The 26,591-nt window shown below is 69.8% G+C and carries 26 protein-coding genes; 20 read left to right on the forward strand and 6 right to left on the reverse strand.

Features of this window, described 5'->3' with window-relative positions; all coding sequences use genetic code 11:
- Positions 1–55: 55 nt before the first annotated feature.
- Complete coding sequence (locus L942_RS36275) at positions 56–475, forward strand: ATP-binding protein (RefSeq protein WP_037368954.1); 420 nt, start codon at positions 56–58, stop codon at positions 473–475.
- On the opposite strand, the gene L942_RS36280 is transcribed toward L942_RS36275, so the two are convergent.
- On the reverse strand, positions 421–951 hold the full coding sequence (locus L942_RS36280) for a hypothetical protein (protein ID WP_158684591.1): 531 nt from the start codon (positions 949–951) through the stop codon (positions 421–423). The two genes, L942_RS36275 and L942_RS36280, sit on opposite strands and share 55 nt — an antisense overlap.
- Before the next feature lie 124 nt (positions 952–1,075).
- Between L942_RS36280 and L942_RS36285 the strand changes: the two genes are divergently transcribed.
- Positions 1,076–2,077 carry a helix-turn-helix transcriptional regulator gene (locus L942_RS36285; RefSeq protein ID WP_037368956.1) on the forward strand — a complete coding sequence of 334 codons (1,002 nt, stop codon included), beginning with the start codon at positions 1,076–1,078 and terminating at the stop codon, positions 2,075–2,077.
- A 29-nt stretch (positions 2,078–2,106) separates the two neighbouring features.
- Here L942_RS36285 and L942_RS36290 read toward each other — a convergent pair whose 3' ends face one another.
- From L942_RS36290 to L942_RS36300, 3 genes are all read right to left on the reverse strand, one after another.
- Positions 2,107–5,820, reverse strand: a complete 3,714-nt coding sequence (locus tag L942_RS36290; protein WP_037368958.1) for a S8 family peptidase — start codon at positions 5,818–5,820, stop codon at positions 2,107–2,109.
- A gap of 86 nt (positions 5,821–5,906) precedes the next feature.
- Positions 5,907–6,560 carry an alpha/beta fold hydrolase gene (locus tag L942_RS36295; protein ID WP_037368959.1) on the reverse strand — a complete coding sequence of 218 codons (654 nt, stop codon included), beginning with the start codon at positions 6,558–6,560 and terminating at the stop codon, positions 5,907–5,909.
- Between the two features lie 13 nt (positions 6,561–6,573).
- The gene (locus L942_RS36300) at positions 6,574–7,233 is read right to left on the reverse strand and encodes an HNH endonuclease family protein (protein WP_037368961.1); all 660 of its coding nucleotides are present in this window, start codon (positions 7,231–7,233) and stop codon (positions 6,574–6,576) included.
- 241 nt (positions 7,234–7,474) lie between these two features.
- Here L942_RS36300 and L942_RS36305 point away from each other — a divergent pair, with 241 nt between their 5' ends.
- The 5 genes from L942_RS36305 (at position 7,475) to L942_RS36325 (ending at position 11,250) form a co-directional block, all read left to right on the forward strand.
- Positions 7,475–8,512 (forward strand): tetratricopeptide repeat protein, encoded by a 1,038-nt coding sequence (locus tag L942_RS36305; protein ID WP_037368962.1) that lies wholly within the window; start codon positions 7,475–7,477, stop codon positions 8,510–8,512.
- 80 nt (positions 8,513–8,592) lie between these two features.
- On the forward strand, positions 8,593–9,486 hold the full coding sequence (locus L942_RS36310) for a hypothetical protein (protein WP_235079603.1): 894 nt from the start codon (positions 8,593–8,595) through the stop codon (positions 9,484–9,486).
- 10 nt (positions 9,487–9,496) lie between these two features.
- The gene (locus L942_RS36315) at positions 9,497–9,850 is read left to right on the forward strand and encodes a glyoxalase (RefSeq protein WP_037368964.1); all 354 of its coding nucleotides are present in this window, start codon (positions 9,497–9,499) and stop codon (positions 9,848–9,850) included.
- A gap of 19 nt (positions 9,851–9,869) precedes the next feature.
- Entirely contained in the window at positions 9,870–10,412 is a 543-nt protein-coding gene (locus L942_RS36320) for a helix-turn-helix domain-containing protein (protein ID WP_051166495.1), read from the forward strand.
- Positions 10,413–10,470: 58 nt separating this feature from the next.
- Positions 10,471–11,250, forward strand: coding sequence for a class II aldolase/adducin family protein (locus tag L942_RS36325; protein ID WP_037369094.1), 780 nt, complete (start codon positions 10,471–10,473; stop codon positions 11,248–11,250).
- A 6-nt stretch (positions 11,251–11,256) separates the two neighbouring features.
- On the opposite strand, the gene ppk2 is transcribed toward L942_RS36325, so the two are convergent.
- Entirely contained in the window at positions 11,257–12,147 is an 891-nt protein-coding gene (gene ppk2 / locus L942_RS36330; protein ID WP_037368965.1) for a polyphosphate kinase 2, read from the reverse strand.
- Positions 12,148–12,192: 45 nt separating this feature from the next.
- Positions 12,193–14,967, reverse strand: coding sequence for a transcriptional regulator (locus L942_RS36335; RefSeq protein ID WP_158684592.1), 2,775 nt, complete (start codon positions 14,965–14,967; stop codon positions 12,193–12,195).
- A gap of 403 nt (positions 14,968–15,370) precedes the next feature.
- On the opposite strand from L942_RS36335, the gene L942_RS36340 reads away from it, so the two are divergent.
- The 13 genes from L942_RS36340 to L942_RS36370 all read left to right on the forward strand — a co-directional run bounded on the left by L942_RS36340 (position 15,371) and on the right by L942_RS36370 (position 26,585).
- Complete coding sequence (locus L942_RS36340) at positions 15,371–16,288, forward strand: ABC transporter ATP-binding protein (RefSeq protein ID WP_037368967.1); 918 nt, start codon at positions 15,371–15,373, stop codon at positions 16,286–16,288.
- Complete coding sequence (locus L942_RS36345; RefSeq protein WP_037368969.1) at positions 16,288–17,142, forward strand: ABC transporter permease; 855 nt, start codon at positions 16,288–16,290, stop codon at positions 17,140–17,142. Before L942_RS36340 ends, L942_RS36345 begins: the two co-directional genes overlap by 1 nt.
- 12 nt (positions 17,143–17,154) lie before the next feature.
- Positions 17,155–18,276: a sensor histidine kinase gene (locus tag L942_RS42360; protein WP_051166497.1), complete on the forward strand. Its 1,122-nt coding sequence runs from the start codon at positions 17,155–17,157 to the stop codon at positions 18,274–18,276.
- Positions 18,273–18,881: a response regulator transcription factor gene (locus L942_RS36355; protein WP_037368971.1), complete on the forward strand. Its 609-nt coding sequence runs from the start codon at positions 18,273–18,275 to the stop codon at positions 18,879–18,881. The genes L942_RS42360 and L942_RS36355 overlap by 4 nt, the downstream gene beginning before the upstream one ends.
- Positions 18,872–20,011: an amidohydrolase gene (locus L942_RS36360; RefSeq protein ID WP_037368973.1), complete on the forward strand. Its 1,140-nt coding sequence runs from the start codon at positions 18,872–18,874 to the stop codon at positions 20,009–20,011. Before L942_RS36355 ends, L942_RS36360 begins: the two co-directional genes overlap by 10 nt.
- A gap of 498 nt (positions 20,012–20,509) precedes the next feature.
- Positions 20,510–20,653 (forward strand): thiocillin family RiPP, encoded by a 144-nt coding sequence (locus L942_RS44015; RefSeq protein WP_106965167.1) that lies wholly within the window; start codon positions 20,510–20,512, stop codon positions 20,651–20,653.
- A 50-nt stretch (positions 20,654–20,703) separates the two neighbouring features.
- Positions 20,704–20,862, forward strand: coding sequence for a RiPP peptide (locus tag L942_RS44665; protein ID WP_143271399.1), 159 nt, complete (start codon positions 20,704–20,706; stop codon positions 20,860–20,862).
- Between the two features lie 13 nt (positions 20,863–20,875).
- Positions 20,876–21,025: a thiocillin family RiPP gene (locus tag L942_RS44020; RefSeq protein ID WP_009085976.1), complete on the forward strand. Its 150-nt coding sequence runs from the start codon at positions 20,876–20,878 to the stop codon at positions 21,023–21,025.
- Positions 21,026–21,047: 22 nt separating this feature from the next.
- Entirely contained in the window at positions 21,048–21,197 is a 150-nt protein-coding gene (locus L942_RS44670) for a hypothetical protein (protein WP_158242476.1), read from the forward strand.
- 49 nt (positions 21,198–21,246) lie between these two features.
- Positions 21,247–21,390, forward strand: coding sequence for a hypothetical protein (locus L942_RS45120; RefSeq protein ID WP_167441931.1), 144 nt, complete (start codon positions 21,247–21,249; stop codon positions 21,388–21,390).
- 121 nt (positions 21,391–21,511) lie between these two features.
- Positions 21,512–22,753: a cytochrome P450 gene (locus L942_RS42365; RefSeq protein ID WP_051166498.1), complete on the forward strand. Its 1,242-nt coding sequence runs from the start codon at positions 21,512–21,514 to the stop codon at positions 22,751–22,753.
- Positions 22,750–24,873: an ATP-binding cassette domain-containing protein gene (locus L942_RS36365; protein WP_051166499.1), complete on the forward strand. Its 2,124-nt coding sequence runs from the start codon at positions 22,750–22,752 to the stop codon at positions 24,871–24,873. The genes L942_RS42365 and L942_RS36365 overlap by 4 nt, the downstream gene beginning before the upstream one ends.
- A complete protein-coding gene (locus tag L942_RS36370; RefSeq protein WP_037368976.1) occupies positions 24,870–26,585 on the forward strand; it encodes an ATP-binding cassette domain-containing protein in 1,716 nt (571 codons plus the stop codon). The genes L942_RS36365 and L942_RS36370 overlap by 4 nt, the downstream gene beginning before the upstream one ends.
- The last annotated feature ends 6 nt before the right edge of the window (positions 26,586–26,591 follow it).

Raw genomic sequence — 26,591 nt, forward strand, 5'->3', positions numbered from 1 at the left:
GGCCGAGTTGGGTAAACACCACATGCGACCACAGCGGCCGGGAGGTGCAAAAGTCATGACGACGTCGAGGATGCCGACCAGGAGCACCGGGGCGGCCGCCGCCACCGTGCGCCTGGAGCTTCCGGACGACGTCACCGCGCCGGCCATCGCGCGGGCCCAGGTCCGCGCCGCGCTCGCCCAGCTCGACGTCCCCGCCCAGGTGCGCGACGACGTGCTGCTGGCCACCTCGGAGCTGGTCACCAACGCCTTCGAGCACGGCGACCGCCCGGACCGGCTCGAACTCCGGCTCGAGCACGGCGAACTGATGGTGCGGGTCTTCGACACCTCGGCTTCCGTTCCGCAGCTGAAAGAGCCGGTCGCCCCGTCCGCGGCACGCAGCCGGGGGCTTCAGCTGGTGCGCGCGCTGTCCCGGCGCTGGGGCTACGCCCCGGCCGAAGGCGGGAAGTGCGTCTGGGCGGCGTTCGGCCTCGGCTGACGGCGGCGAAGCACCCCGACGCCGACCGCGCCGAGCACCCCTAGCCCCACGCCGAGCCAGCCCATGATCATGCGGGGCCGTTCCGCCGCCGCACACCCTTCCGCGCCGTGGGCGTCCGCGCTCAGCTTGGCGTCCGGGGAGCTGAACGCCGTGCCGCAGCCGACCCGGACGCTGGTGACCAAGTCCGATGAACTGCTCAAGGCACCTGAATCGGCCACATCGAGCAGGGCCTTGGGCAGGATCAGCATCTGGTCGCTTCGCGTGCCGTAGAGCGTCTCGACGCGGTACGGATTCTCGTGGTCGTCGAGGTAATAAAGAGCGGTCACCGGAAGCAGCAGGAAGACGAACCCGGCGACGAAGAAGGCCGCGGACGCCAGGCCGATCCACAACGCGGTACGCCGGGGCTTTCGCGATCTTCCGGGGACGGCCTGGCCTTCCGGGTCCGGGGACGTCGCGGGACGGGGATCATCGGTCATCGTCGAGCCTCCTCATCGCGGGTGCGCGGCCCGGTTGTAGTCCGGTTCGCCGGGACTGGTCCCCGACTCACGCTGTCCGGTTTTGTCTCGTTCGTTCCCGTTGCCGGTGCCTTACGCTCGCCGGATGCTGGACGCAATCGGGGTGCCGGGGGACGAGGAGCGGGTCTACCGGCTCCTCGTGGGGAGGTTCGACGCCGGACCGCGGCAGGTGGCCGAGCAACTGGGGCTGAGCGCGGCACAGGTCTCCGCGATCCTGCGTTCGCTGCACGCCAAGGGGCTGGTCAGCCTGGTCGCCGGGGACGAGCCGCGGTACGCGCCGTCGCCGCCGGACGTCGCGTTCGGGCCGTTGCTGATGCGCGGGCAGGAAGCCCTGGAGTGGGCGCGCGCGGCGGTGAGCCGGATGGCCGACGAGTACCGCGGCGGTGCGCGGCGGCGGGACGCGACGCAGCTGGTGGAGGTGATCACCGGCAGCGCGGCGATCCGGCAGCAGCTGACGAACATCCAGGTCGGCGCCCGGCACGAGTTGCTGTGGTTCTGCCGGGCCGGGCACATCGCGATGGCGTCCGGCGAGAACGCCGACGAGTACGACGCGCTCGCTCGCGGCGTGCGCTACCGGGTCGTCTACGAGCGGGCGATGCTGGAAGAGCCCGGCATGATCGAGAACGTCGCGCACGGGATCCGGCACGGCGAGGAGGCGCGGTCGTCCACCGTGGTTCCCGTGCGGCTGGCGATCGCCGACGGAACCATCGCGTTGTGCCCGCTGGTGCAGAATCTCGACGGCTCCGGCGAACCGACCGCCGCGTTGATCCGCGAGAGCAGTCTGCTGGCGGCGTTGATCGCGTTGTTCGAGAGCTATTGGGAGCGCGCGTGGCCGCTGCGCGCGGACGGGACTCCGCAGGACGCCCCCGGTGGCGCCGGGCCGGACCGGGACGAGCTGCATTTGCTGTCGTTGCTGGTCGCCGGGGTCACCGACAAGGCGATCGCGACGCGGCTCGCGGTGAGCCAGCGGACCGTGCAGCGGCGGATCCACGACCTGATGTCGCGGATGAACGTGCAGACCCGGATGCAGCTGGCGTGGGAGGTCAGCAGACAGGGCTGGCTCGACGAGCCCGCGGCAGCCGGATAGCCGCGCGGGGTTATCCGGCTGCCTCTTTCTCAGGAGAGCCCGTAGGCGCGAAGCACGGTCTGCTGCACCGCATCGCCGTCCGCGTCGGAGCCGTGGACGCGCAGCGCGACGAATCCGTTGGTCCGGTCCAGCCGCGGATGGTCGACCACGGCACGGAAACGGCCGTCGCCGAGGCTGCCCATCTGCTTGACGTTCGTCCACGTGCGACCGTCGTCATAGGACACTTCGACGGTCAGCCGCGGATCCTTCGGCGCGGCCATGCCGTCCTGGTTGCGGACGGTGAACTCGACCGGCAGCGAACGTCCGGCGCGGGCTTTCTGCGCCAGGTCGGCCGACACGCCGTAATCCACCTGCAGCAACGGAAGAAGGTCCGTCTTGCCTTCGGCGGGCCGCTTCGACCCGAAGGTCCACGACGTTTCGGCGTGCGTGCCGTACGCCCAGTCCGAAGTGGACTTGGTCAGCGACAGGTCGAGCCGGTACTTCGCCGGGTCCGCCGAAGCGGGGAACTTGCCCCACGCGGCCGGGCCTTCCTTGACGAGTTCGCCGTCCCGGTACAGCTTCGCGCTCACCTGGTCCGGTTCCTCGTCCCACCCCGCTTCGGAAAACGCGTAATGCGACGGTTCCGAATCGGCGAACTCCGGGATGCGGAAGGCGAAAGTGTCGCCGGTGCGCGACGTTTCGAGTCCGGCTCGGCGCGGGATCGCCGGACGGACCACCGGCGCGTACCAGTTTTCCGTCGCTCGCTGTCCCGGGCGGAAGGTATGCGGCTGTTCGAGCATGCCGACCGCCAGCGGCTGGAAAGTGTCCCAGCTGAGCTTGTGGTTCACCCGGTGCTGCCAGATCGTCTCGTCGGTCGAAACGATCTCCTCGCGAGCCGTTCCGGTATGCGCGTACCGCTGATACTGGTTGATCGCGGTCTTTTCCCACGGCCGCCACCCGAATCGCTGCTCGGAAAGCCACTCGTCCTTGCCGGTCGCGTGGTAATTCGCGGTGACCGTCGCGCTGTTGCGCTCGCTGACCTGATAGACGATCTTCTGCGGAATCTGATCGCGGGTCACCTGCATGATGTCGTACAGGTACGGACTCACCGGCGTGCCCTGCAGGAACATGCTCGTGAAGCCGAGCTTGGCCCGTTCGGCCAGCTTCATGCCCTGTTCGTCCGTGATCAGCACGGCGGGAATCGGCAGCCGATCGCCACGCGGCTGCCAGTGGCCGTACGTGTGCTCCTCGGGCAGGCTGACGACCATGACCATCGCGGCACCCGCGGCAGCGGCCTGTTTCGCCGCGGCATCCGGGTTGGTGCCGTCCTTCCCAGGGGTCACCAGCGCGATTTTCCCGCGCGCCTTGGCGTATTGCTCCGGTTGGTCGGCGGCGACCGGAACGACGCCGAGCCACTTGAACCCGGAAATCGCCGGGGACGCCGCGTAGTAGAACAGTTCGGTCTTGCTCCCGAGCCACGGCAACGTGGTCGCGGTCAGCATCGGCGCGGTGAGCTGCCACCGAGTGCCGAATTCGAATGTCCCGTTCTTCACCTTCTGCGTCGGCGTCACGTAGATGTGCCGGACGCCGGGGAATTCCATCACGTAGTTCGTGATCTTGCGCGTGCCGAATTCGCGGTGCGCGTAGCTGCTGATGATGTTCTCCAGCGTCGACGGCCGCGGCGTCTTGATCTCCACCGGCACCACGTTCCGCGCGTCCATCACCAGGTCCAGATCTCCGGTGAGCGAGAACTCCGGCTTGAGCACGATCGCGAGTTCCTCGTCCGGAGCCCATCCGGTGTGGAGCATCGCGCGGGCGTAGTAGGTGCCCTCCGGCAGTTCGGTGACGAACGGACGGTCGCTGACGACGTCGCTGACGACGTCGTATCGCATGTCGTCGCCGAAGATCTGGATATCCATCGGATGCGCCTTGCCGTCGCGTCCGATGCCGGTGACGGTCACCTTGTGCTTCAGCGGTTCCTTCACCAGGCCGACCGTCGTGTGCACCGCCCCGACGAGAACGCTGCCGGTGTAGTTGCCCGGCACCAGCGCGGCCGAGTCGACAGCGATCGCCACCGTCGCCGTCCCGTTGGCCGGAACCTCCACAGTGGACTTTTCGAGCTTCACCGCGTCGCCCGGCGTGGCACCGTCACCGCGGCGCAGGTCGAGCTTCGGAGTGAGCGTGACCGGCGCGGACGTCGTGTTGGTGTACGTGATTTCCTTGCGCACCGGACCGCTGTCGTTGGTGACCGGGCCGAGGTTCAGCGTGCCGGTCGCGAAGACGCCCGGACGCACCGCGGCGGCCGCGCCGTCCACTCGCCCGCCGCCCTGCTGGAACGCATTCAGCCCGGCGGACGGTTTCGCCGTGCTGGCCAGCCCGTCCTTGAGCTGCTGCGCGGTCCATTGTGGATACCGCTGCGCCAGGATCGCCGCCGCACCAGCGACATGCGGCGTCGCCATCGACGTGCCGGACGCCGCGGTGTAGTACTGGTCCACCACCTCCCCGAGCGAGGTGCCCGCCGCGCGCGCCGCGACAATTCCCACGCCCGGCGCGGTGATATCCGGCTTCACGGCCTGGTCGCCGAGCCGCGGTCCCATGCTGGAGAACGGGGCCAACTCGTCCCGGCGGTCCACCGCGCCGACCGTCAGCGCGGAGTCCGCGGTGCCGGGCGTGCCGATGGTCGACGCGCCGTCCTGGCCGTCGTTGCCCGCGGCGACCACGAAAAGCGCGCCAGTGCGGGCGGTGAGTTCGTTGAGACCGACGCTGAGGTCGTCGGTGCCGTCGGTCGCGCCGCCGCCGAGGCTCATGTTGATTACCTTGGCACCGGAGGCCGCGGCCCACTCCATCCCTTGCAGGACTTCGGAAGACGAGGCCGTTCCGTCGTCGCCGAGCACCTTGCCGACATATAGCTTCGCGCCCGGAGCCGCGCCCTTGCGTGTGCCGCCCGCGGCCGCGCCGCTGCCCGCGATGGTCGCCGCGACGTGCGTGCCATGGCCGAACCGGTCGATGACGTCCGGACTGGTCGAGAAGTTGGCGGACTTGGCGACCTTGCCGGCGAGGTCCGGGTGGTTGGGATCGTAACCGGTGTCGAGCACGGCCACCGCGACGCCGGAGCCGTCGAAACCGGCCGCCCACGCCTCCGGCGCCCCGATCTGCGGGACGCTCCGGTCGAGCGACGCGTGCACCTTGCGGTCCAGGGTAATCCGTACCACCGCACCGGAAGCCGCGTGCGGACCGGTGAAGGACTGCCAGAACTCACTGGCGCGCTTCTTGTCTTCGCGCAATGCGCGGCCGTGCACGCTGGGCAGTTCAGCGCCCTGCGTGGTGGCGGCGAGTGCCGGCGCGGAAGCGATCGAGACGCCCTTGGCGTAGTGCGCGATCATCGGCACCGTCGGGCTCGACTCGTCGGCATACCCCTGCGCGATCAGGCCGGTGATGTCGAACAGGGCTTTGTCGAGGCGTTTTCCCGTGACGAGCGGCATCGCGTCGGCCGGGATGACCAGCAGGTTTCCGTCCACTTCGGACTGGCTGAAGCGGATGTTCTCCCGCCCCTTGCCCGGCTGGACCGTCGCGATCTGCCTGCCGCCCTGGACGCTTTCGACTCGCACGACGTCACCGGTGAGCAACGTGACGGCGTGCCGCTCACCGGGACCAGCCGCCGGTGAACCGCTCGCGGGCTCGGCCGCCGCGGGCATCGCGTGGCCGAGTGCCGCGACCAGTGCGCCCGTGCAGCCGAGAGTGATGGCTCGTGATCTCCACGTCATCGCACCAGATTCGGGGCGAGCCGGGGGTCGCGTCACTAGCTTGCGCTGTCGCGGTTACGACATGTCGCAACTGGGACAACGCCTGGTCAGCCAGCCACTGCCGCGTAGTAAGCCATCAGGCGGTCCGCCAGTTCGTCCGGACGGCTCAGCAGCGCGAGATGGGAGCCGGGCATCTCGTCCGCGTCCAGTCCCAGCCGCTCGCGCGCTACCCGGCGCAGCAGGTCCGCGGAGAAGAACCGGTCGTCGCGGAAGAGCAAGAACTTCGTCGGCACGTCCGGCAGCCGATCGCCCGGCCACGGCGCGCTGTACTCTGCGCTGTTCTGGTCCCGGCCGCGGCGCTCGTTCTCCTCCGCCAGCTCGGCCGGAACGTCTGCCATGAACTGCTCGGCGGTGCTCAACCCCTCGGCCGATGCGAAACCGACGTTGCCCCACCACTCCCCTGGCGCCTCGCCCGGCGCGGGCACCATCCCGGCAACGAACACGAGCAGCCGCGCGCCGACCCGCTCCGCCACGAGCGGCGCGGTGAACCCGCCGTAGGAATGCCCGGCCACGACGACCTCCTCGGCATCGCCGATCGCGGCGACGACCGTGTCGGTGAAGTCAGCCAGCGTGGCCAGCGGATTCTCGATGGGCAGGTCCGGGGTCACGACCTCGTGGCCGGACGCCTTGAGCCGCGCGGCGACCAGGTGCCAGTCCCAGCCGCTGCCGCCGCCCCCGTGGATCAGTGCGAAGGTCGCCATGCGGCCCAGCTTGTCACGCTGGGCAGCGTTTCAGCATGTCCTGCAGCGCGTTCTTCTCCATCTCGGTGATCGTCAGCCCGTAGTAGTGCTTCACCGTGACCCAGTCGGTCGCGTACGTGCACCAGAACGACACCAGCGGCGGCTTCCACTCGTCCGGAGCCTTGTCGCTCTTCTGCCGGTTCACGCTGGCCGTCACGGCGAACAGCTGCGGGCGCGTGAGGTCGTTCGCGAACTGCTCGCGCTTCTCCTGCGTCCAATCGCGCGCGCCGCTCACCCAGGCCTGGCCGAGCGGGACCATGTGGTCGATGTCGAGCTGGGTCGGCTTGGTCCAGGTCTGGCCGTCGTACACGCTGAGCCAGGTGCCCGAGGTCGGCTTGCAGTCGCTGCCCGTCTTGACGTCCTTGCCCGCGCGCTTGAGGACCGCCTCGCGGGTGTCGCAGTTGTCGCCCTGGCTGTCCCAGTGCTTGAACTTGTCGCGCGAATAACCGGTCATGGTGCCGCGCGCGCCGATCTTCAGCTCGGACAACTGCTTGGCCGCGTCCGCAGCGGACGCCGGCGCCGCCTCGGACGGGGTGTCGCCGACTTCGCGCTGGCCGTACCAGAACCCGATGACAGCGATCAGCAGCACGACCGCGAGCAGCACGGTGCGCTTGGTGGGGAACGGCCGGGCCATGGTGCGCGGGATCCTCTCGGGCGGGGACTTCGGGGAGCCGGAGTATGCCGGTCGCCGGGCCGGTAATCGCGCAGACACTCTCGGCCGCGCCCGAGCCGTGGCAAGGACCACGTCGGCCCGTTGTGGGCCGCCAACGAAAAAGCCCAGATCAGCGGGGGTGGATAACGCTCGCGAAGGTGTCACGCGCGCGGCTTCCGAAGCGATTGTCTTCAGTGGGGAGCCGGAAAGGAGCGGGTGCGAGATGCCCGGGCGGCTGCGGAAGTGGAACACACGCGTCGATGACTACCTGCGCCGGAAGGCGGCGGAGGGCGGCAACCTCGTCGCGATGACGCGGGTCGCCGCTGACCTGCGCGAACGAGGCGAGTCAGCGGAAGCCGAGGAGTGGTACCGCCGCGCCGCCGCCGGCGGGGACCGGATCGCGATGACCGCGCTGGCCCACCTGCTGGCCGAACGCGGAGCCGACGACGAGGCCGCCCGCTGGTACCACGAAGCCGCGCAGGCCGGCGAACCGCACGGAATGCTCGAATACGGCCGTAGCTGCGAAAACCAGGGGCACCTCGGCGACGCGGAGCACTGGTACGCCGCCGCGTTCCAGGCCGGTGCGACCGAAGCGGCCGGGCTGCTGGGCCATCTCCTCGTCGAAGACGGCCGGTACGCCGAAGCCGAGGGCTGGTGCCGTGCCGCCGCCGAGGAGGGCAACGCGACGGCGATGCTGGACCTCGGCGTCGTCCTGCGAGAACTCGGCGCGCCCGAGGAGATGGCGCACTGGTGGCGAGCCGCCGCGGACGCGGGCGAACTCTCCGCGACCTGCCTGCTGGGCCGGGAAGCGGAACGGGCGAACCGGGAAGGCGACGCCGAGCGATGGTTCCGGCGCGGCGCGAAGGGCGGACACGTCGAGGCGAAGGTGCGGCTGGGGCTGCTGCTGCATCGCCGGGGCGACCTCGAAGACGCGGAGCGCTGGTACCTCGAAGCCGCCGAGGCGGGTGACGCGGCGGCGATGACCAACCTTGGCGTCCTCGCCCGCAATCGACGCGACGACGGCGAGGCGGCGGCCTGGTACCGCAAGGCCGCCGAGCACGGCAGCATCCCCGCGCTCACCAACCTGGGCCATCTCGCCGAAGCCCGCGGCGACCTGGCACAGGCGGAACACTGCTTCCGCGTCGCCGCCGAATCCGGCGACGTGCAGGGCATGCTGAGCCTGACCCGGATGCTGCGCGCCCGCGGCGCGACCGCCGAAGCCGACCACTGGCAGGCGCTGGCCACCGACCGTCCACAGTAGACACCGGAGCCCGGTCTCGGGGTTGATCTCCGGGATCTTCCCGGATGTTCCCCGGTTCCGGCGCGGCTAGCGTCGATCAGGTGTTGTTCCGACGCGTGCTTCTCGCCCTCCTCGCCGGGATCGCGGTGTTCCTGGTGCCGTGGACCGTCTACCTCGGCCTGACCCTGCCCGAGCACTTCGACACGAGCCAGTGGCGAGTCGCCTGGGTCGGCTTCGACATCGTCCTGCTGCTGTGTTTCGCCGCGGCCGTGCTGCTCGGGATCCGCCGCAGCCGCGCCTCGGTGCCGATGCTGGCCGCGACCGCCGCGCTGCTGTGCTGCGACGCCTGGTTCGACGTCGTCCTCGACTGGGGCGGCCCCGACCAGTGGGCCAGCCTCGGCACCGCGCTGCTCGCGGAAGTGCCGATCGCGATGTTCCTGCTGTGGCGGGCCCGCGCGCTGCTCGCCGGGAACGCGCGACCGCGGCCGCTGACGATGAGCGACATCACCGTGCGCACGAACCCGAACTACCAGCGGCTGCTCCGGCTGATGCCCGCCACCTCGGCCGAACTGCGCGCGCAGCTCCCGTCGATCGACGTCCCGGCCGCGCTGCTGACGCTGACCCACGCCGGATACACCCGCCGCACCCGCGACGGCCGCTGGCACTCCGTCCCGCAGAGCACGAACGAAGCGAAGCCGGAGGACTTCCCCGAGGAGGACCGGCCGAAGCTGGTCGCGTACCTGGACGCGAAGTACGACCACGAAGTACGCCTGATGGCCTGGGCCGCCGAACGCCGCGACACCTTCGACGGCTGGACCGCCGGAAGCCGCGCCGGCATCCGGCTGAGCTACCAGGACTTGAAGGAGTTCGAAGCGGAGTACCTGGAGCTCGTGCACCGTTACGCCGCGCGCAAACCGGGGCCGTCCGACGAGGCGCGTGATCTGGCCGTGCGGTTCTACGCTTTCCCCGAACCGAAACCCGCCGAGCTGGCGTAGGTTTCGAGGCATGATTCATCACGTGCAGGTCGCCTGCCCGGCGGGTGCGGAGGACGACGAACGCGCTTTCTACACCGGCGTGCTCGGCTGGGCTGAACTGCCGAAACCGCCGCTGCTGGCGGCTCGCGGCGGGTGCTGGTTCCAGGTGCCCGGCGCCGGCGAACTGCACGTCGGCGTCGAGGCGGATTTCCGCCCGGCCCGCAAGGCGCACCCGGCGTTCGTGGTCGACGTGGACGCCGTCGCCGCCGCGATCGAATCCTCCGGCCGGTCCGTGACGTGGGCCGACCCCGCGGAAATCCCCGGCAGGCGGCGGTTCCACACCTTCGACGCGGTCGGCAACCGGCTGGAGTTCCTCGAGGGCTGAGCCGCTTTACAGTGTGGGGATGAGCCGAGAGGCGGAAGAAGCCGAGCAGCGAATCGCGCGACGCTTGCGTGAGCTTCGCCTGGAACGCGGGCTCACCTTGGAGAAGGTCGCCGCGGCCGCGGACATCACTCCCGGCTACCTGTCCCGCGTCGAGGGCGGCCAGCGGGTGCCCAGCCTCGGCACGCTCGTGGTGCTCGCGCGGGTGCTGGACGTCAGCGTCGCCGATCTCGCCGCTGCCGGGGAACGCACCTCGCCGATCGTCAAGCGCGAAGACGCCGTCGCGTACGGCGGCCGCGAAGCGTCGTTTACCGCCCTGTCTCCGCCGTCGTCGAGCACGACGATCGAGGCGACGCTGGTGACGCTGCGAGGCAGCTCCGTCCCGCCGCGCCCGACCCGGCACCGCGGCGAAGAGTGGCTGCACGTCCTCAGCGGCCGGCTCGAACTGACCTTGGACGGCGAAACCCACCTGCTGGCCGCCGGCGACTCCGCGCAGTTTCCCGGCACCGTCGAACACACCCTGCGGGGCGCTCCGGACGCGGACGTGCTCGTCGTGATCGCTTGACGCATGCCGTGCCTCAGAGGCACCCTGTTTGCCACAGAGGCAAAGTTGGGAGATGCTGATGGCCGACGCCCCGGTAGCCGAGCTCGACGTCGACACCCTGCCCGAACGGCTGGATTCCGTCGCCGCCGAACGCGCGCGGCGCAAACGCCAGCTCGCCGTCGCCTTCCGGCTGTTCGCCCGGTACGGATTCGACGAGGGCATCGCCGGCCACCTCACCGCGCGAGACCCGGAATTCCCGAACCGGTTCTGGGTCAACCCCTACGCGGTGCACTTCTCCCGGATCAAGGTCAGCGACCTGCTTCTCCTTGACGAGAACGGAAAAGTGGTCGAAGGAACGCGGCGCACGAACAAGGCCGCTTTCGCCATCCACTCCACCATCCACGAGGCGCGCGAGGACGTCGTCGCCGTCGCGCACGCGCACACGATCCACGGCCGCGCCTGGTCGGCGCTGAACCGCCTGCTGGCCCCGATCGTCCAGGAATCCTGTGCGTTCTACGAGAATCACGTGCTTTTCGACGAGTACAAAGGACTGGTCCTGGAACGCGACGAGGGCGTGCGCATCGCCGCCCGGCTCGGGCCGAACCGCGCCGCGATCCTTCGCCATCACGGGCTGCTGACCGTCGGGCGAAGCGTCGGCGAGGCCGCGTGGTGGTTCATCACGATGGAACGCGCGTGCCAGATGCAACTCCTCGCCGAAGCCGCCGGAACGCCGCGGGTCATGACCGCCGAGGAGGCCACGCTCGCCGCGCGCCAGTTCGGCAGCGCGAACCTGGCTCGCAACAACTTCCGCCTGCTGGAGGAGCTGATCGTCGAGCAGGAACCGGACGTGCTGGACTGAGCGGGTTCAGTCGCCGACCGCGTCCCGCCCGCGCTTCACGATCAGCGGATCCGGTTGCCCGACCACCTTTTCGTCCTTGCCCTCGTACTCGAACCGCGACAGGAAATAGCGCATCGCGTTGATCCGGGCGCGTTTCTTGTCGTTGCTCTTGATCGTGATCCACGGCGCGAGGTCGCTGTCGGTGCGGAGGAACATCGCCTCCTTGGCCGCGGTGTAGTCGTCCCACTTGTCGAGCGACTGCAGGTCCATCGGGGACAGTTTCCACTGCCGCACCGGGTCGACCTGCCGGATGATGAACCGGGTCCGCTGCTCGGCCTGAGTCACCGAAAACCAGAACTTCGTGACCGTGATTCCGCTCTCCACCAGCATTTCCTCGAACAGCGGCACCTGACGCATGAACTGCTCGTACTGCTCCGGCGAGCAAAACCCCATCACCTGCTCGACCCCGGCGCGGTTGTACCAGGACCGATCGAACAACACCATCTCGCCGGCGGTCGGCAGATGCTGGACGTAGCGCTGGAAATACCACTGGTGCGCTTCCCGGTCGCTCGGCTTGGCCAACGCGACCGTGCGCGCGTACCGCGGGTTGAGGTGCTCCATGAACCGCTTGATGGTGCCGCCCTTGCCCGCCGCGTCCCGCCCCTCGAACAGGATGACGTGCCGGCTGCCGGTATCGCTGATCGAGTTCTGCAGCTTGAGCAGTTCGACCTGCAGCAGATACTTGGTCTCGTCGTACTCCTCGCGCGGCATGCGCTCGTCGTAGGGATAGTTCTCCCGCCAGGTGTCGACCGCCCTGCCGAACGCGTCGATCAGCACGGGATCGTCATCGTGATCCTCGCCGACCGAATGCCCGTCGATCTCGAGCCGATCGATGTACTCCCGCACGTCCCGCAACATGCGGCCGACCTTAAGCAGGGCAGGTGAACGGGAGGTGTATCCGGCTCAGGCGAGGAATTCCCGCGGGACAGCCGCGGCGGATCCCGCGCCGGGCGGCTCGACCACCCGCAGCGCCCACTGCCGCCGGAACGCACTGATCGTCAGCCATGCCAGCCGGGCGTTTACCGGGAAGAGCTGCCGTGCCGAGGCCAGCGTGTCGAACGACCCGTCACCGACCGCAAGGCCCCGTTCCAGATCACTGGGCGCGAAAGCCTGGCCGAAGACCTCAAGCACCGTCCCGACGTAGTACAGATATCCCAGGGTTTCGGTCTGCAGCCGCAGCAATGCCGGTGCCCCGTCAGCTTCCGCCGAGATCGGCGGCGCCGAGACCGCGGCGATCAGTTCGGCGGGCTCAGCCGCCGTCTGCGCGTCGAGGTGCCGGACGAGAGCGCTGGCCAAGACTTCGTCGTACTCCGCTTTTCCGACGACGGTCAGCAGCGCGAAACGTTTGGCAGCCAGGTCTTCGACGACAAGCCGCCGCGTGATGCCGGCCAGTTCGCCGCCGCCGACGAGCATGCGCCTCGCGACGCGAATCAGCTCGCGAGGAAGACCCCCGGACAGGCAATGGCACAGGGCGATGAACGGATCGGGCAAGCCGACTACCCTGCTCGACAGGACCTTCCGCGCGTCCTCGAGATCGAGATAGTCCAACCGGACGATGGTGTCGAAGGCGCTGTCGAACGCGTCGCGGACGGACAGGCCGCGGAGCTCGAACGCGGCCAGGGCGTCCTCCGACACCGAGACCAGGCACAAAAGCCCCGGAACGTCGACTGCCATCAAGGCTTTCATCTCGTTGATGAACTCATGGGCCAGGTCCGGGTCGGCGATCTTGTCCAGTTCGTCGATGATGATCACGACCGGCGCGGGCGCGATTTTCCGGAGCGCGCCGAGGCACAAGATGGTGGCCTCGACAAAACGCAGGAACTCGTACACCACCTCGGGATAGGTCATCGGGTTCCGGGTCACCTCGCTGGCCCCCGAAAACCCCGCCTCGGCCATCGGCACGCCGGTCTTGCCCGACCAGCCCGAGGTGTACTTCTGCTGGAACCTGATCCCGTCGCGAGCCCATTCCGCCCGCTTCCGGAGCGAACGCAGGTCTCCCCTCCAGGCCGGCGGCGGCGACGATTCCCGCGCCCGGACAGCCGGACGTCTCCTCGCCGCGAGGCTGAGCGTGGCGGCCGCGCCGAACAAACAGGCAAGCGGCCACCACAAGGTGGTCGGCTGAGCACGCAGATCGGCCCGGAACACCGCGGAGACGATGGTGCCCGCCGCGCCCACCAGCAGCCAGGCCAGCACCGCACCGAACACCGGCCAGCTTCGCCGTGCCCAGCCCCGGCGACGAGGGCTCGCGAGGTCGTCGTCCGGTCCGTGCTGCCGGCAGAATTTGATCACCTCGGCGCACGTCTGGCTGTAAAGGTGCAGCATGAATTCCCGCGCGTCGTAGCGGACCGGCACGCTCTCCATCACCGCGATGTGCCGATAACCGCCCTCGAGAAATTTGCCCGCGCGGTACGCGTCGAGGAGTGTTGACTTGCCCGCACCGCGCGATCCGGCCATTCCGACCACGCCACCCTCGATCCCGGTCAGCAGGTCGCGCAACCGGTCCGCGGCCGCCACCGAGGTGCGAACCCGATCGCCGGCCCGCATCTGCCCCAGCGCATGCCGGTCGTAGGAGGGAAGGGTGGTGGTGAACTCCGGATTGAGGACGTTGTTGAGGTGGTATTTGACGAGCTGACTCACCTCGGATATGGCGGCGTCTTTCCACCGTTTTTCCGCGTCGCGGACCTCGTTCCGCAACTTGGTCCGCAACCGTTTCCAGCCAGCGCTGTTTTTGCGGTTCTCGTCGCGAGAAAGCCACGGTGGGATCAGCCAGCCGCTGAGCGTAAGCGGCGCGAAGCCGACCATGACCAGCAAGGTGACCGCGTCGGCAACGAGGTACTCGGCCAAGGGCGGCCACGCTGCCGCCTCGAGCACGAAGTAGGCCGCGGCGATGGCGACGACGGCCGCCAACAGTCCGCGAACAACCACTGCCGACGGCAGCCGTCGCCCTGGCTCCTCCGTCTCCAGCACCACAGTTGCCACCGAGAGCGCTACGAGGAAGGCAGCCGCGGCGACCACCCCCGTGGCTATCCACAGCGCGCCCGCCCAGAAACTCCCCATCGATTCCCTGGTCGAGGGCAGCAAACGCCACAGCGACAACAGGTAAGCGGTCGGGAAGACCGTGACGAACGGCCATGCCCCCGCACAGATGATGGCCTCGTGGCCAAGCTTCTTCCCGCTTCGCTCGGTCAGCCGGCGCGCACCGCGTACCGCGAACCCAGCGGCGACCAGCAAGCCCATCACTGTGAAGAACCACGCCAACCCGCTGAATGCCTGCTGAAGCTGCCACCAGAGCAACGGGTAGCCGATACCGAACCACAACGCCAAACCGAACATCGCGTGCGCCCCGCGTGCACTCGCTGATCTGCCCGACGGATTGTCGTGCTCGGCAAGGTTCTTTTCCGCTGCCCAAAGCTCTTCGATCTGCGGATTGGTCGCCCCCAGCGCTTCGTCGGCACTCCTGGCGATCCGGTGTTTGACCTCGCTGCTGATCCGCTCGAGGTCGCCCTTGGCGGTCTCGGCGAATTGTTTCGCGGAGACCTCTCCGTCCAACGCCTCGTGAGCCAACTCCACCAAGCGCTCTCGCAAGCGGTTGAGGAGGCGGTCGTACTCCGCTTCACGTAAGGACGCGCTCGGCTCGGTCACGACTGGGCATCCTAATGAGAGCCTGCCCGCGAACACCAGGGAGTTGTTTGCGCGCTCGAAAAAAGCCAGTTGAGCGGAAGACCAAAGGCCCTGCGGAGCTCAACTGCGCTCCTGAGCGCATTCGGACCCCCGCCGCCTCAATGACGTGAAACTCGCCCCGCCGCGGCACACCACGACCATTTCTCGATGCCCGGCACCGGAACGGATAACGGCACCTGGCGAGAGCCGCCGCCTCGACTGCCTTGGCTTCCGCCGGCCGGGCCGCCACGACCGCGCGCTGTCGTTCACCAGCGTGACAACCCACGCCTCGTGCGCCTCCGGCGGCATACCCCTGACCTGCGAATATGAGGTTTGTCATGAATCCCGCCTGCGGAATCCACCCCAGTTCGGTGAGGCCTGCTCCTGTGCCGTCCGAGGCGGTCGGCGAGACGCTGTCGGCATGGGCAGGGAAGCAGTAGTCGAGGTGGACGGGCTGCGGATCGACTACGGGTCGTTCGTCGCGGTCCACGGGTTGAGTTTCACGGTGCGCGCCGGTGAGGTTTTCGGGTTGCTGGGGACCAACGGCGCGGGCAAGACGTCGACCATGGACGTCCTGGAGGGGTACCGGCGGCCCTCGGCCGGGAGGGTGCGGGTCTTCGGGGTCGATCCGGCCGAGCAGCGCGAGAAGATCGCGCCGCGGGTCGGGATCATGTTGCAGGAGGCCGGGTTCTTCGACGATCTGACGGTCGTCGAGTCGATCCGGGCCTGGCGGCGGTTCACCTCCGGCGCGATGTCGATCGACGAGGCGATCGACCTGGTCGACCTGGGCAAGGTCGGGAACACGCGCGTCGGGAAGCTCTCCGGCGGGGAACGGCGGCGGCTCGACCTGGCGCTCGCCGTGCTGGGGCGGCCGGAGCTGCTGTTTCTCGACGAGCCGACGACCGGCCTCGACCCGCAGGCGCGGCGGCGCACGTGGCGGGTGCTGGAGAACATGGTCGCGGGCGGCATGGCGATCCTGCTGACCACCCACTACATGGAGGAAGCGCAGTATCTCGCCGATCGCGTGGCGATCATGGACCGCGGGCGCATCGTGCGGCACGGCTCCGTCGGCGAGGTGATCGGGGCCGACCACGGCTCGACGGTCACGTTCGTCAGCGAGACTCCGGTGCCGGTCGAACTGGCCGGGGTGTCCGAGGACGGCCGCCACTACGCGCTGAGCAGCACCGACCCGCAGGCGGACCTGCACCGGCTGCTCGACTGGGCCCACCGGGCCGGCGCGCGGATCTCCGAACTCGAGGTCCGGCGCAATTCGCTCGAAGACGTTTTCCTGCGGGTCGCCGACGAGGCCGACCTCGCTGTCACCGCGAAGGAGCGCTGATGACTGCCGCCGCACCCGCGCTGTCCGCCCGCCGATCGCTGGGCTGGTGGCGCTACACCTGGTCCCAATTCCTGCTGTCGCAGAAGGTGCACTGGCGCGATCTCGGTTTCGCGCTCACCGGAGTGCTTATTCCGCTCGGGCTCGGCATCGGATTGCCCGCGAGCCAGCACGGCAAGGGCGAGATCGCCGGACTCGACGGCGGCGTGTACCTGCTGCCCGGGATGATGGGATTCGTCCTCGTCTGGATCGTCTACAACGTCGTGAACTCGGCGACGAGCCGGCGCGGGAAACTGATTTACAAAAGGCTTCGCGGCACCCCGCTGCCGGACACCGCGATCATGACCGGAGAAGCCATGAGCGGATCGGTCACCAGCGTCGCGCAAGTGGTGGTGCTGCTCGTTTTCGGGCTCGTTTACCTGGACGGCCCGGCTCCGGCGAACCCGCTGTTGCTGCTGGTCGGCGTCGTGCTGGGCGCGTTGACGTTCGCGCTGCTGGCGATCGGCGTTTCCGGTCTGCTGCCCACCAGCGAGGTCTCCACGTGGCTGGTCACGCCATTCCTGTTCCTGATGATGTTCGCGTCCGGAATCGTTTTCCCGCTGTCGGAGATGCCGCACTTCCTGCAGGTGCCGGTGCGCTACCTGCCGTCGAGTTCGGTGGTCGAGATTCTGCGCACCGCTTACCTCGGCCGCGACTTCGCTTCGAATCCGGCGACCGCCCAGTTGCCCCCCGAGGTCGGATTCCTCCAGTCGTTCCGGGCGTGCGTCATGCCGCTGGGACTACTCTGTGCCTGGATCGGCGTTTCCCTCGGCCTGGGCAAGCGCTTCTTCAAATGGGACCCGAAACGGACGGGCTAGGCGGGAGGACGTGTGGACCGGTGGAGCCCCGGGACACTGGGCCGCGTCGTCGCGCTGCTGATCCTCGGCACGGTCGTCGCGTTCACCGGCGAAGGGTTCTTCCTCTGGCTCAGCACCCGGCCCCCGGTGGTCGACGTCCTCTTCGCGGTGCTGGCCGGAGCCGGTCTGCTGGCCGCCATCGGCCGCGTCGTGTGGTCAGTGGTGCGCCGTACGTCCTCGCGCAGCGAGCACCTGCTCGACGTGGCCATCGCCACCAGCCTGTCCTACGCCCTGCTGCTGGCCTTCGGCCCCGCGTGGCTGGCGCTGCCCGCGCTGGTCGCCGGGGTCGCGGCGATCAGCTTCACCGGGGTCAAACGCTGGCTTTTCCCGCTGCTCGTGCTGCTCAGCACGGCCGGCATCGCGTTCCTGCACGACGTGCCCGCGTTCGCGGTGGCCGAGACCCTGCTCCGCTCGGTCGTGACCGTCGTGGTGCTGGCCGGGATGGGGCTGCTGGTCGCCTACGCGGCCGAGGTCCACGCCAGCCGCGACGAACTGGCCCGGATGGCGGTGGTCGAGGAGCGGCTGCGCTTCGCCCGCGACCTGCACGACGTGCTCGGCCGGGGCCTGTCGGTGGTGCGGCTCAAGGCCGAACTCGGGGTGCGGCTGCTGGACGCGGACAAGGACGCCGCGCGCGACCAGTTCGTCCAGATCGCCGAACTCGCCGGCGGTTCGGTGTCCGAACTGCGCAAGGTGATCGCCGGCTACCGGCAGCCCAGCCTCGCCGAGGAACTGCGCGGCACCTCCTCGATCCTCAGCCTCGCCGGCGTCCGGGTGGTCGCCGATCCGGTGCCCGAGGACCTGCCCGCGCCCGCGGCCGAGGCGATCGGCGCGGCGATCCGCGAGGGCGGCACCAACATCCTGCGCCACAGTGCCGCGGAGAACTGCCGCGTCGAGTTCGTGCGCGAACCGGCGGCGCTGACCGTCCGGATCTCCAACGACCGGCCGCACTCCGGGGGGTCCCGGGCGGGCCACGGTCTCACCGGTCTCGCCGAGCGGCTGGCCGCGGTGCACGGCACGCTCGACCACACCGACGCGAACGGCGAGTTCGTGCTCACCGCCCGCGTTCCCCTTGACCTGCCGAGGAAAAACTCATGACCCTGCGGATCGTGCTGGCCGAGGACCACGCCCTGCTCCGGGAATCCCTGCGCACGGTGTTCAGCCTCGCCGACGACATCGAGGTGGCCGAAGCCGTGGACAACGGCGCCGACGCGCTCGAAGCCATCCGGCGCGAACGTCCCGACGGTGCCATGGTCGACATCGACATGCCGCGGATGTCCGGCCTGGAGGTCGCCGAGGCGGTGCACGCCGAGGGCATCCCGTGCGCCCTTCTCGTGGTCACCAGCTACGGCAAACCCGGGTACCTGCACCGCGCCATGCGGGCCGGGGTGCGCGGGTTCGTCACGAAGAACATCTCGCCGGACGCGCTGATCGACGCCGTGCGCAAGGTGTGCGCCGGCGGACGGCACGTCGACCCCGAAATCGCCGCCGACGCGCTCGCGGTCGGCGAGACGCCGCTGACCGACCGGGAGCTCGAAGTGCTGCGGCTCTCCGGAGCCGGGCTGCGTCCCGCCGAGATCGGCGCGCGGCTGTCGCTGGCCGAGGGCACAGTGCGCAACTACCTGTCGAGCACCCTGACGAAACTGCAGGTGGACAACCGCGTGGCGGCCTACCGGGTCGCGGAGGAGGCCGGGTGGCTGTGACGGACCTGATCGAGCTGTACCAGGATCTGCACCGCCATCCCGAACTCTCCGGCGCCGAGGAGCGCACCGCCGCCGTCCTCGCGCGGGAGCTGACCGGTCTTGGCTTCGACGTGCGCACGGGCGTCGGGGGCCATGGCGTCGTCGCGGCCCTGGACAACGGCGAGGGGCCCACGGTCGCGCTGCGCTCCGAATTGGACGCTTTGCCGCTGGCCGAGCGGACAGAGTTGCCTTACGCCGCAAGCGGTTCCGCGATGCACGCCTGCGGGCACGACCTGCACCTCGCCGCCGTGGTCGGCGCCGCGGCGGAGCTGGCCGGGGACCGGGCGGGCTGGCGGGGCAGACTGCTCGTGCTCGGACAGCCGGGCGAGGAGACTCTCGACGGCGCGCTGGCGATGGTGGCCGACGGCGTGCACGACGTTTTCGGGAAGCCGGACGCCGTGCTGGCGCAGCACGCCGTGCCGGGACCGGTGGGGCGGATCGGGCATTCGCCCGGGCCGATCACCGCACCGTGCGCCGAACTGGCGATCACCTTGCACGGACGGGGCGGGCACGCCGCCGCGCCGCACCTCGCGGTCGACCCGGTGGTGCTGGCCGCACATCTCGTGGTGCGGCTGCAGTCGGTGGTGGCGCGGGAAACCAGCCCCGCCGAACCGGTAGTGGTCACGGTCGGGTCGTTCCACGCGGGCGACGCGGCCAACGTGATCCCGGACCGGGTGCGGCTGGGGGTGAGCGTGCGTTCGGCCACCGACGGAGCGCTCAGCCGCGCGCTGACCGCCGTGGAGCGCGTGTGCCGAGCCGAGGCCGCCGCGTCCGGCGCGCCGGTCGAGCCGGAGATCCAGACGGTCCGCTCGGCCCCCGCGACGATCAACGACCGGCAGCTCACGCTCGCCGTGCGGGCCGCGCACCTGACCGCCCTCAGTCCGGATTTCGTCTCCTGGACGGCGCCGGTGGCCGCGGCCGAGGACGTCGGTCACCTGGCCGACGGCGCGCCGCTCTGCTACTGGACGCTCGGCGTCGGCGACCGCGGGACCAACCACTCGCCGGACTTCGCCCCGTCCCCGGAGGCGCTGCCGGCGGGCGTGCGGGCGTTGGTGCTCGCCGCCAAGGCGGGCTTCGCGGCCGGTCGCTGAGCTATCCGGAGCCAGTACTCAGGGTCACCGCTGTGTAGGCAGCCATGCACCCTTAGCATACCTTCCCTAAGGGAACCCTAAATTATCTGACAGTTAACTACTCCAGATGGGTGATATCGCCGCATTACCCATCTCCCGGACGCGGAGTTTGGTTTACGTTCGCCGTGTGCGAATCGCTCGAAGCGAATAGCGCAAAACTGGGGAATCAAAAAGCCTGGGGGCTTGCATCATGACCGCTGCGATCGTTTCCGCTTTAGTAGTTGTGTCCGGTTTATCCGGTGTGTCCACTACGGAAGCCAGCGTTCCGGCACCGCCGAGGTGTGTGCCCAGCACACAGTTCAGAAACGTCGGATTCGAGCTGGCGGAATGGGAGTACCTCGGTACTCAGGGCGGGGAATACCGGTACCGCTACAGCTTTAACGGCTGGGTTCAGGGCACGGTCGCCTGCACTCCCTAGATGAATTCCCTTCACTTTTATCTCGGGAGGAGGTGAAAGGAATGCAGGAGAGCACCAACGTCGTGGACACGGTGGAGGAGCTGCAGGTCGAGGAGCTCGTCGAGACCACCGCGGCCGGCACCGCCTTCTCGATCGGCAGCGCGGGCTGCCCGTCGAGCGTCGGCACCGCTTCCAGCTTCGGCTGAGCGCGTCCGCATCCGGAAAAACACTGGTCAGCACATCCGAGGAGATCAACATGAACGAGTTCGACACGCAGGTCGAGCAGGCGTTCGCCGAGGACATCACGGTGGAGGAGCTGGGCGAGGTCGCCGGCGCCGGCACCACGAACACCGGCGGCACCATCAGCTCCACCACCTGCCCGGCGTGCATCGGCACCGCCTTCAGCTGGTCCTGAGAGGACAACGCACATGGACATGCAGGAGTCGCAGGACTTCACCGAGGAACTGACCGTCGAGGAGCTGTCCGACGCCACCGGCGCCGGCTGGTGCGTCGGGTCGGCCGGCACGTTCGGCTGCCCCTCCAGCGCGGGCTCCTACGGCACCGTCAGCTCGCACTGACCCTCTGAACAGGGAGAACACCATGAACGAAGAGATCTTGGAGCCGGCCACGACCGAGCTCACGATCGAGCAGCTGTCGGACGCCCAGGCGGGCAGCTTCTGCCTCGGCAGCGTGGGCACCGCGGGGTGCCCGAGCTCGGCGGGCACGGTCGGCACCGCGAGCTCGAGCTGACAATCCCCTACCACATCCGCGGCGAAACGAATTTCGAAGGGAGGTTGCCATGGAGAACGCTACCACGCAGGCCCCGCAGGTCGAGGAGCTCGTGATCGAGGAACTCACCGAGGCCGGAGCCAGCAATTGCTTCGGAACGGCGGGCAGCATCGGCTGCCCGGTGTGCTTCGGCACCTACGGCTGCGCCACCTGATCCAGGCGCATTAGCCGATATTCCACGCACACCCGTGGTCGCCGCCGAATGATGAATCTTTTTATTGTGCGGCGGCGACCACGCGGTGCGGACGAACACGTGCCGAGAAAGGAACTGGGGGATGGCAGAAATCGTCCAGCGGCTGTGGCGGCACTTCGCCCGTCAGGAGCCGTTCGGCAAAGACGCTCCGGGCTTCTTCGCGGAGCTCGCGGAACGCGCACCGGTGGTGCGGTTCGACGGGATGTGGGTCATTTCCGGCTACGACCTGGTGACCCGGCTCTGCACCCACCCCGGCTTCCCGATGGCGGCTCCGGTGTTCCAGGAGGACGTCCGCCGAGATAACCCACAGTTTGTTCGCTTCTTCAGCGGCACCATGTCGGTGCGCGCCGCCGAGGAGCACCAGCGGCTACGAAGCGTGCTCACCGGAGCGTTTTCCGGCCGTCGGCTGGCCGCGCTGCGCGGCCGGATCGACGAGGTGGTGGCCGAGTTGCTGGCCGTGCCCCTCCGGCGCGGCGAGGCCGAGTTCGTGGCCGACATCGCGACGCCGCTGCCCGCGCGGGTCACCGCCGTGCTGCTGGGCATCTCGCCCGCCGACCGCGACCTGGTCACCGCGAGGGCCACCGGCATGATGAACCAGCTGGCCGCCGGTTTCCTCGCCGAAGCGCACCCCGAGGCCGGTCCGCCGATCACCGCCGCCGAGTTCGCCGAGCTGCGCGAGTACGTCGCCGGCCAGCTCGCCCGGCGCCGCGCGGAACCGGCCGACGACCTGATCGGGCACCTGGCCCAAGCGCAGCAGGACGGCAAGCTCTCCGCCGACGAGGCCGTCGACATGGTGCTCCTGCTGTTCATGACCGGCCTCGACACCGTGACCGCCGCGCTCGCCAACACGCTCGTCGTGCTGTCCGAGCGTCCGGAGATCGCCGCCGCGCTCGCCGCCGACGAGCAGTGCGCCGACCGCGTGTTCGCCGAGGCGATCCGGCTGCGCACGCCGGTCGCGTTCGGCTCGCGCCAGGTCACGCACGACTTGTCCGTCGGCACCCTGGACTTCAAGGCGGGCGACACCGTCATCCTGGCTTTCGCCGCCGCGAACCTCGACCCGCGGAAGTTCGCCGATCCGCTGGAGTTCCGGTGGGACCGGCCGATCACCGGCAACGTCGCGTTCGGCCACGGCAGCTACTACTGCCTGGGCAGCGCGCTGGCCGCGATGACCGCGCAGTCGCTGCTTCAGGCGGTGCACCACCGGCTGCCGACCCCGAGCCGTCCGCTCGCCGAACTGCCCTGGCGGCAGTCGCTGGCCTTTCCGACCCCGCGCGTGCTCCCGGTGACCTTCGCCCCGGCACTCGCGGAAAGCGGTGCGCGGTGAGCACCCGCTTCCGCTCCCGCGCGGGTGCCGAATTCCGCCAGGTCGAGGAGTCCGACTGCGGTGCGGCCTGCCTCGGGATCCTGCTCGCCGGTTTCGGCAAGCACCTGACCTGGCCGGAGCTTTCGCAAGCGTGCGGCGGCGGCCGGGACGGGATCAGCGCCGCGACGCTCGCCCGGCGCGGGCAGCAGTTCGGGCTCGCCGTGAGCGCCAAGCGCGTCCGGCTCTCCGGAACCGAAACCGACGTCGCCACCCTGCGCGGACTCGCCGCGCCCGGAGTCGTGTTCGTCGACAACCGGCACTTCGCGGTGCTGGAACGAGTCGGCCGAAACGGCCGGGTGCGGCTGCACGACCCGGCGGCGGGCAGGCTGACGCTGTCGCTGGCCGAGTTCCGCTCCCGGTTTTCCGGGCTGTACCTGGGTTTCCGGCCCGGTGCCGGGTTCACCCGAAGTGGCGCGCCGCAGCGGGTGCTGCCGCGTGCGATGCGCTGGCTGGGTGCCGGGCTGCCCGCGGTTGTCGGCGCGGTCACCGCGGGCGTGCTCACCGCCGCGCTGACGGTGACGGCCGCATTGCTCGCCCGGTCGCTGGTCACCGCGACCGCCGGGCCGAGTGCGCAGTGGCTTCTGGCCGCCACCGCGGTCGGCGTCGCGCTGGCGGGCTGGGCTCAGCAGCGCTTGCTTTCGGCAGCGCTTCTGCGCACTTCGCTCACGCGGTCCAGCGAACTCGTCGGGCACCTGCTCCGCTTGCCTGGCAGCTACTTCCATCGCCGCTTCACCGGTGGCGTCGCGGCCCGGGTGCAGATCGCCGACACCATCGCGCAGCAACTGACCACGGTGGTGCTCCCGGTCGCGGTGAACGCCGCCGCGGTGCTCGGTCTGCTTGTCGTGCTGACCGTGCTCGCCCCCGCGGCCGCCGCGGTCCTGCTTGGCAGCACGCTGATCACGGCCCTGTTCCTGCGCCTCGGCCGCCGGTCCGGCACCGAACGGCAGTCGACGCTCATGGTCGAGCAGTCGGCACGCGACGGGCTCTCGCTCAACGTGCTCTCCGCGATCGACACGGTGAAGGCCGAAGGCAGCGGACGGCAGGCGTTCGCGCGCTGGTCATCAGCGCAGCGCAAAGTGCTTGCTGCGCAACGGAAAGTTGCACTGGGCGAGCACGGCTTCGGGCTCGGCGTCACGGCGCTGCACGCCCTCGGGTACGCCGTCTGCCTCGCGCTGACCGCACTGGTCGCGCCCAGCGAAGTCATCACCGTGGCCGTGCTGGCCGGCGTGTGGCAGCTGCACGCCGGTGGACTGGTCACCGGACTGCACCGGATCGGCGGCCTGCGCAGCAGCTTCGCCGCGTACGACGACGTGGCGGGCGCCGAGACCGATCCGTCCGATGTGGACGCACCGGTCGCCGTGGGACCGGGCCGCGTCACCGTGCGCGGCCTGCGCTACGGCTACGACACCAACGCCGAACCTCTGCTGGTCTCGCTGGATCTCGACGTGCCGCCCGGCGGCCGCATGACCTTGGTGGGCCCGAGCGGCTGCGGCAAGTCGACGCTGGCGAAGTTGCTGGCCGGACTCGTGCGGCCGTGGTCAGGCGTGGCGCTCGTCGACGGCAAGCGCACCGCGGACCTTCCGCCTTCGGTGCGGCCGTCGCTGGTCGGGTACGTGCCGCAGCGGCCCGCGTTCTTCGAGGGCACCGTGCGGGAAAACCTGGAGCTGGGCACGCGGCTGCCGGACGACGCGATCGCCGCCGCGCTCGCCGACGCCCAGCTCACCGAAACGATCGCGCTGCGCGGCGGCGTCGACAGAGCCACGGTGAGCCAGCAGGCCCGCAACTTCTCCGGCGGCGAGCGCCAACGGCTCGCGCTGGCCCGCGCGCTCGCCCGCAACCCGCGCGTGCTCGTGCTGGACGAAGCGACCAGTGCGGTCGAAACGGCTCTCGCCGGACGGATCGACGCGGCGCTGCGGGCCCGCGGCACCACGACGATCGTGGTGGCGCACCGGCTTTCCGAGGTCCGCGGCGACGACACCGTCGTGCTGTTGGACCGAGGAAAGGTCCGCGTCTACGGCACGCACGAAGACCTCGTCGCGCACGCTCGTGGGTATCGCGACTTCGCGGAGGTGGCCGGATGACCACGCTGCCGCCCGAAGGAATGACCGGACGCGGACTGCTGTCGTTCGCGCTGGCAGGCGAACGAGTCCGGCTGGCAGTCACGGCGGTGCTCGGCCTGCTGGCGACGGTGTTCGGATTCGTCGTGCCGCTGGCGGGCATGGTGCTGGCGATCGCGATCGCCGCGGCGAACCACGACGCCGTGCCGTACGCCGCCGGAGCGCTCGCCGGGCTGCTCGCCTTGCAGCTGCTGACCACCGCGGTGGTCGAACGTGGTCTGCTCACCCTCACCGACCGAGCCCAGGACCGGCTCGAATCCGCGCTGTGGCAACGATTGCTGAGCCTGCCCTCGGCGTTCTTCCGCCAGTACCCGCTGCGCCGGCTGATGGGCTTCGCCGGGGGCGTCGGCCAGCTGCGCGGGCTCCTCGGCAGCGGCGGCCTGACCGCCGCGCTGCACGCGGTGTTCGCGCTCGTCGCGGTCGCGTTGCTGGCCTTGCTCGACCCGTGGCTCGCGGTCGCCGCCACCGGGATGTTCGGCCTGGTGCTGGGCGCGATGCTGTGGCTTTCCGTGCGCCAGCAACGGCACGACACCGACGTGCTGGCCGCGGTCGACGACGTGCAGGCCGCGGTGTACCCGGCGATGCTCGGCATCGACGACGTACGGGCGTTCGGCGCGCAGTCCTATGTGGTCAGTCGCTGGCGCGAAGCGTTCACCGCGCAGAAACGGTCGGACGACAAGGGGTTGCGGTACTCGGAGATCGCGAGCGCACTGGCCGTGGCGTGCTATCCGGCGCTGCTCGCGGTGCTGCTGCCGATGACCGCCGGGCTCGGCTTCACCGCGCAGTGGACCGTCGTCATGGTCGCCATGACGCTCAACCTCACCGCCGCGCGGCTGCAGGGCGCGCTGGTCGGCCTGTTCTCGATCGGCCCGGTGCACGCCCGGCTCGCGCCGGTGCTCACGACCCGCCCGGAAACGCCGCCGAACCCGGTTCCGCTCCCCCGCGCTCGCGGCGCGGTGGTGCTCGACGGCGTGAGCTTCCGCTATCCCGGCCAGACCCGCGACCTGCTGCGAGACATTTCGCTGCGGATCGAGCCGGGAGAATTCGTCGCGCTGGTCGGCGCGTCCGGCGCGGGCAAGTCGACCCTGCTGCGGCTGCTGCTCGGCCTCGACCGCGCCGACCGCGGCCGGGTGCTGGTGGACGGCGTGGACGTCCGCCACTGCGACGTCGACGAACTGCGGACGCGGATCGGCTACGTCGCACAGGACGCCACGCTCATGCGCGGCACGCTCGCCGAGGTGATCTGCGGGGCGACCGGCGAGACGGACCTGCGCCTGGCCTGGCAGGCGGCGGAATCGGCACAGCTCGCCGACGTCGTCCGCGCGCTGCCGATGGGCCTGCACACCCAGGTCACCGACGGCGAGAGCGGGCTGTCCGGCGGCCAGGTGCAACGACTGCTGCTGGCCCGCGCGCTGGCCAAACGCCCGTCCGTGCTGCTGCTCGACGAAGCGACCAGCGCGCTCGACGCCGCCGCGCAGGAGCTGGTGCGCCGCGCGGTGGACGACTTGCGGCTGACCCGGGTGGTGGTGGCCCACCGGCTGTCCACCATCCGCTCGGCCGACCGGATCGCCGTGCTGGAGCACGGCCGCATCGCCAGCCTCGGCACGTTCGCCGAGGTGGCCGGTCATTCGGAGGCTTTCGCCCGGCTGGTGGGCACCGCCCGCCGGCTCGACTGAGGGGAA

It is taken from the genome of Amycolatopsis orientalis DSM 43388, from assembly GCF_000411975.1.
Lineage (GTDB): Bacteria > Actinomycetota > Actinomycetes > Mycobacteriales > Pseudonocardiaceae > Amycolatopsis > Amycolatopsis orientalis_D.

Bases quoted from the DNA above. Each gene is read 5' to 3' on its own strand.
- L942_RS36275 (WP_037368954.1), top strand. From the start codon at position 56: ATGACGACGTCGAGGATGCCGACCAGGAGCACCGGGGCGGCCGCCGCC.
- L942_RS36280 (WP_158684591.1), bottom strand. From the start codon at position 951: ATGACCGATGATCCCCGTCCCGCGACGTCCCCGGACCCGGAAGGCCAG.
- L942_RS36285 (WP_037368956.1), top strand. From the start codon at position 1,076: ATGCTGGACGCAATCGGGGTGCCGGGGGACGAGGAGCGGGTCTACCGG.
- L942_RS36290 (WP_037368958.1), bottom strand. From the start codon at position 5,820: ATGACGTGGAGATCACGAGCCATCACTCTCGGCTGCACGGGCGCACTG.
- L942_RS36295 (WP_037368959.1), bottom strand. From the start codon at position 6,560: ATGGCGACCTTCGCACTGATCCACGGGGGCGGCGGCAGCGGCTGGGAC.
- L942_RS36300 (WP_037368961.1), bottom strand. From the start codon at position 7,233: ATGGCCCGGCCGTTCCCCACCAAGCGCACCGTGCTGCTCGCGGTCGTG.
- L942_RS36305 (WP_037368962.1), top strand. From the start codon at position 7,475: ATGCCCGGGCGGCTGCGGAAGTGGAACACACGCGTCGATGACTACCTG.
- L942_RS36315 (WP_037368964.1), top strand. From the start codon at position 9,497: ATGATTCATCACGTGCAGGTCGCCTGCCCGGCGGGTGCGGAGGACGAC.
- L942_RS36320 (WP_051166495.1), top strand. From the start codon at position 9,870: ATGAGCCGAGAGGCGGAAGAAGCCGAGCAGCGAATCGCGCGACGCTTG.
- L942_RS36325 (WP_037369094.1), top strand. From the start codon at position 10,471: ATGGCCGACGCCCCGGTAGCCGAGCTCGACGTCGACACCCTGCCCGAA.
- ppk2 (WP_037368965.1), bottom strand. From the start codon at position 12,147: ATGTTGCGGGACGTGCGGGAGTACATCGATCGGCTCGAGATCGACGGG.
- L942_RS36340 (WP_037368967.1), top strand. From the start codon at position 15,371: ATGGGCAGGGAAGCAGTAGTCGAGGTGGACGGGCTGCGGATCGACTAC.
- L942_RS36345 (WP_037368969.1), top strand. From the start codon at position 16,288: ATGACTGCCGCCGCACCCGCGCTGTCCGCCCGCCGATCGCTGGGCTGG.
- L942_RS36355 (WP_037368971.1), top strand. From the start codon at position 18,273: ATGACCCTGCGGATCGTGCTGGCCGAGGACCACGCCCTGCTCCGGGAA.
- L942_RS44015 (WP_106965167.1), top strand. From the start codon at position 20,510: ATGCAGGAGAGCACCAACGTCGTGGACACGGTGGAGGAGCTGCAGGTC.
- L942_RS44665 (WP_143271399.1), top strand. From the start codon at position 20,704: ATGAACGAGTTCGACACGCAGGTCGAGCAGGCGTTCGCCGAGGACATC.
- L942_RS44020 (WP_009085976.1), top strand. From the start codon at position 20,876: ATGGACATGCAGGAGTCGCAGGACTTCACCGAGGAACTGACCGTCGAG.
- L942_RS44670 (WP_158242476.1), top strand. From the start codon at position 21,048: ATGAACGAAGAGATCTTGGAGCCGGCCACGACCGAGCTCACGATCGAG.
- L942_RS45120 (WP_167441931.1), top strand. From the start codon at position 21,247: ATGGAGAACGCTACCACGCAGGCCCCGCAGGTCGAGGAGCTCGTGATC.
- L942_RS42365 (WP_051166498.1), top strand. From the start codon at position 21,512: ATGGCAGAAATCGTCCAGCGGCTGTGGCGGCACTTCGCCCGTCAGGAG.
- L942_RS36370 (WP_037368976.1), top strand. From the start codon at position 24,870: ATGACCACGCTGCCGCCCGAAGGAATGACCGGACGCGGACTGCTGTCG.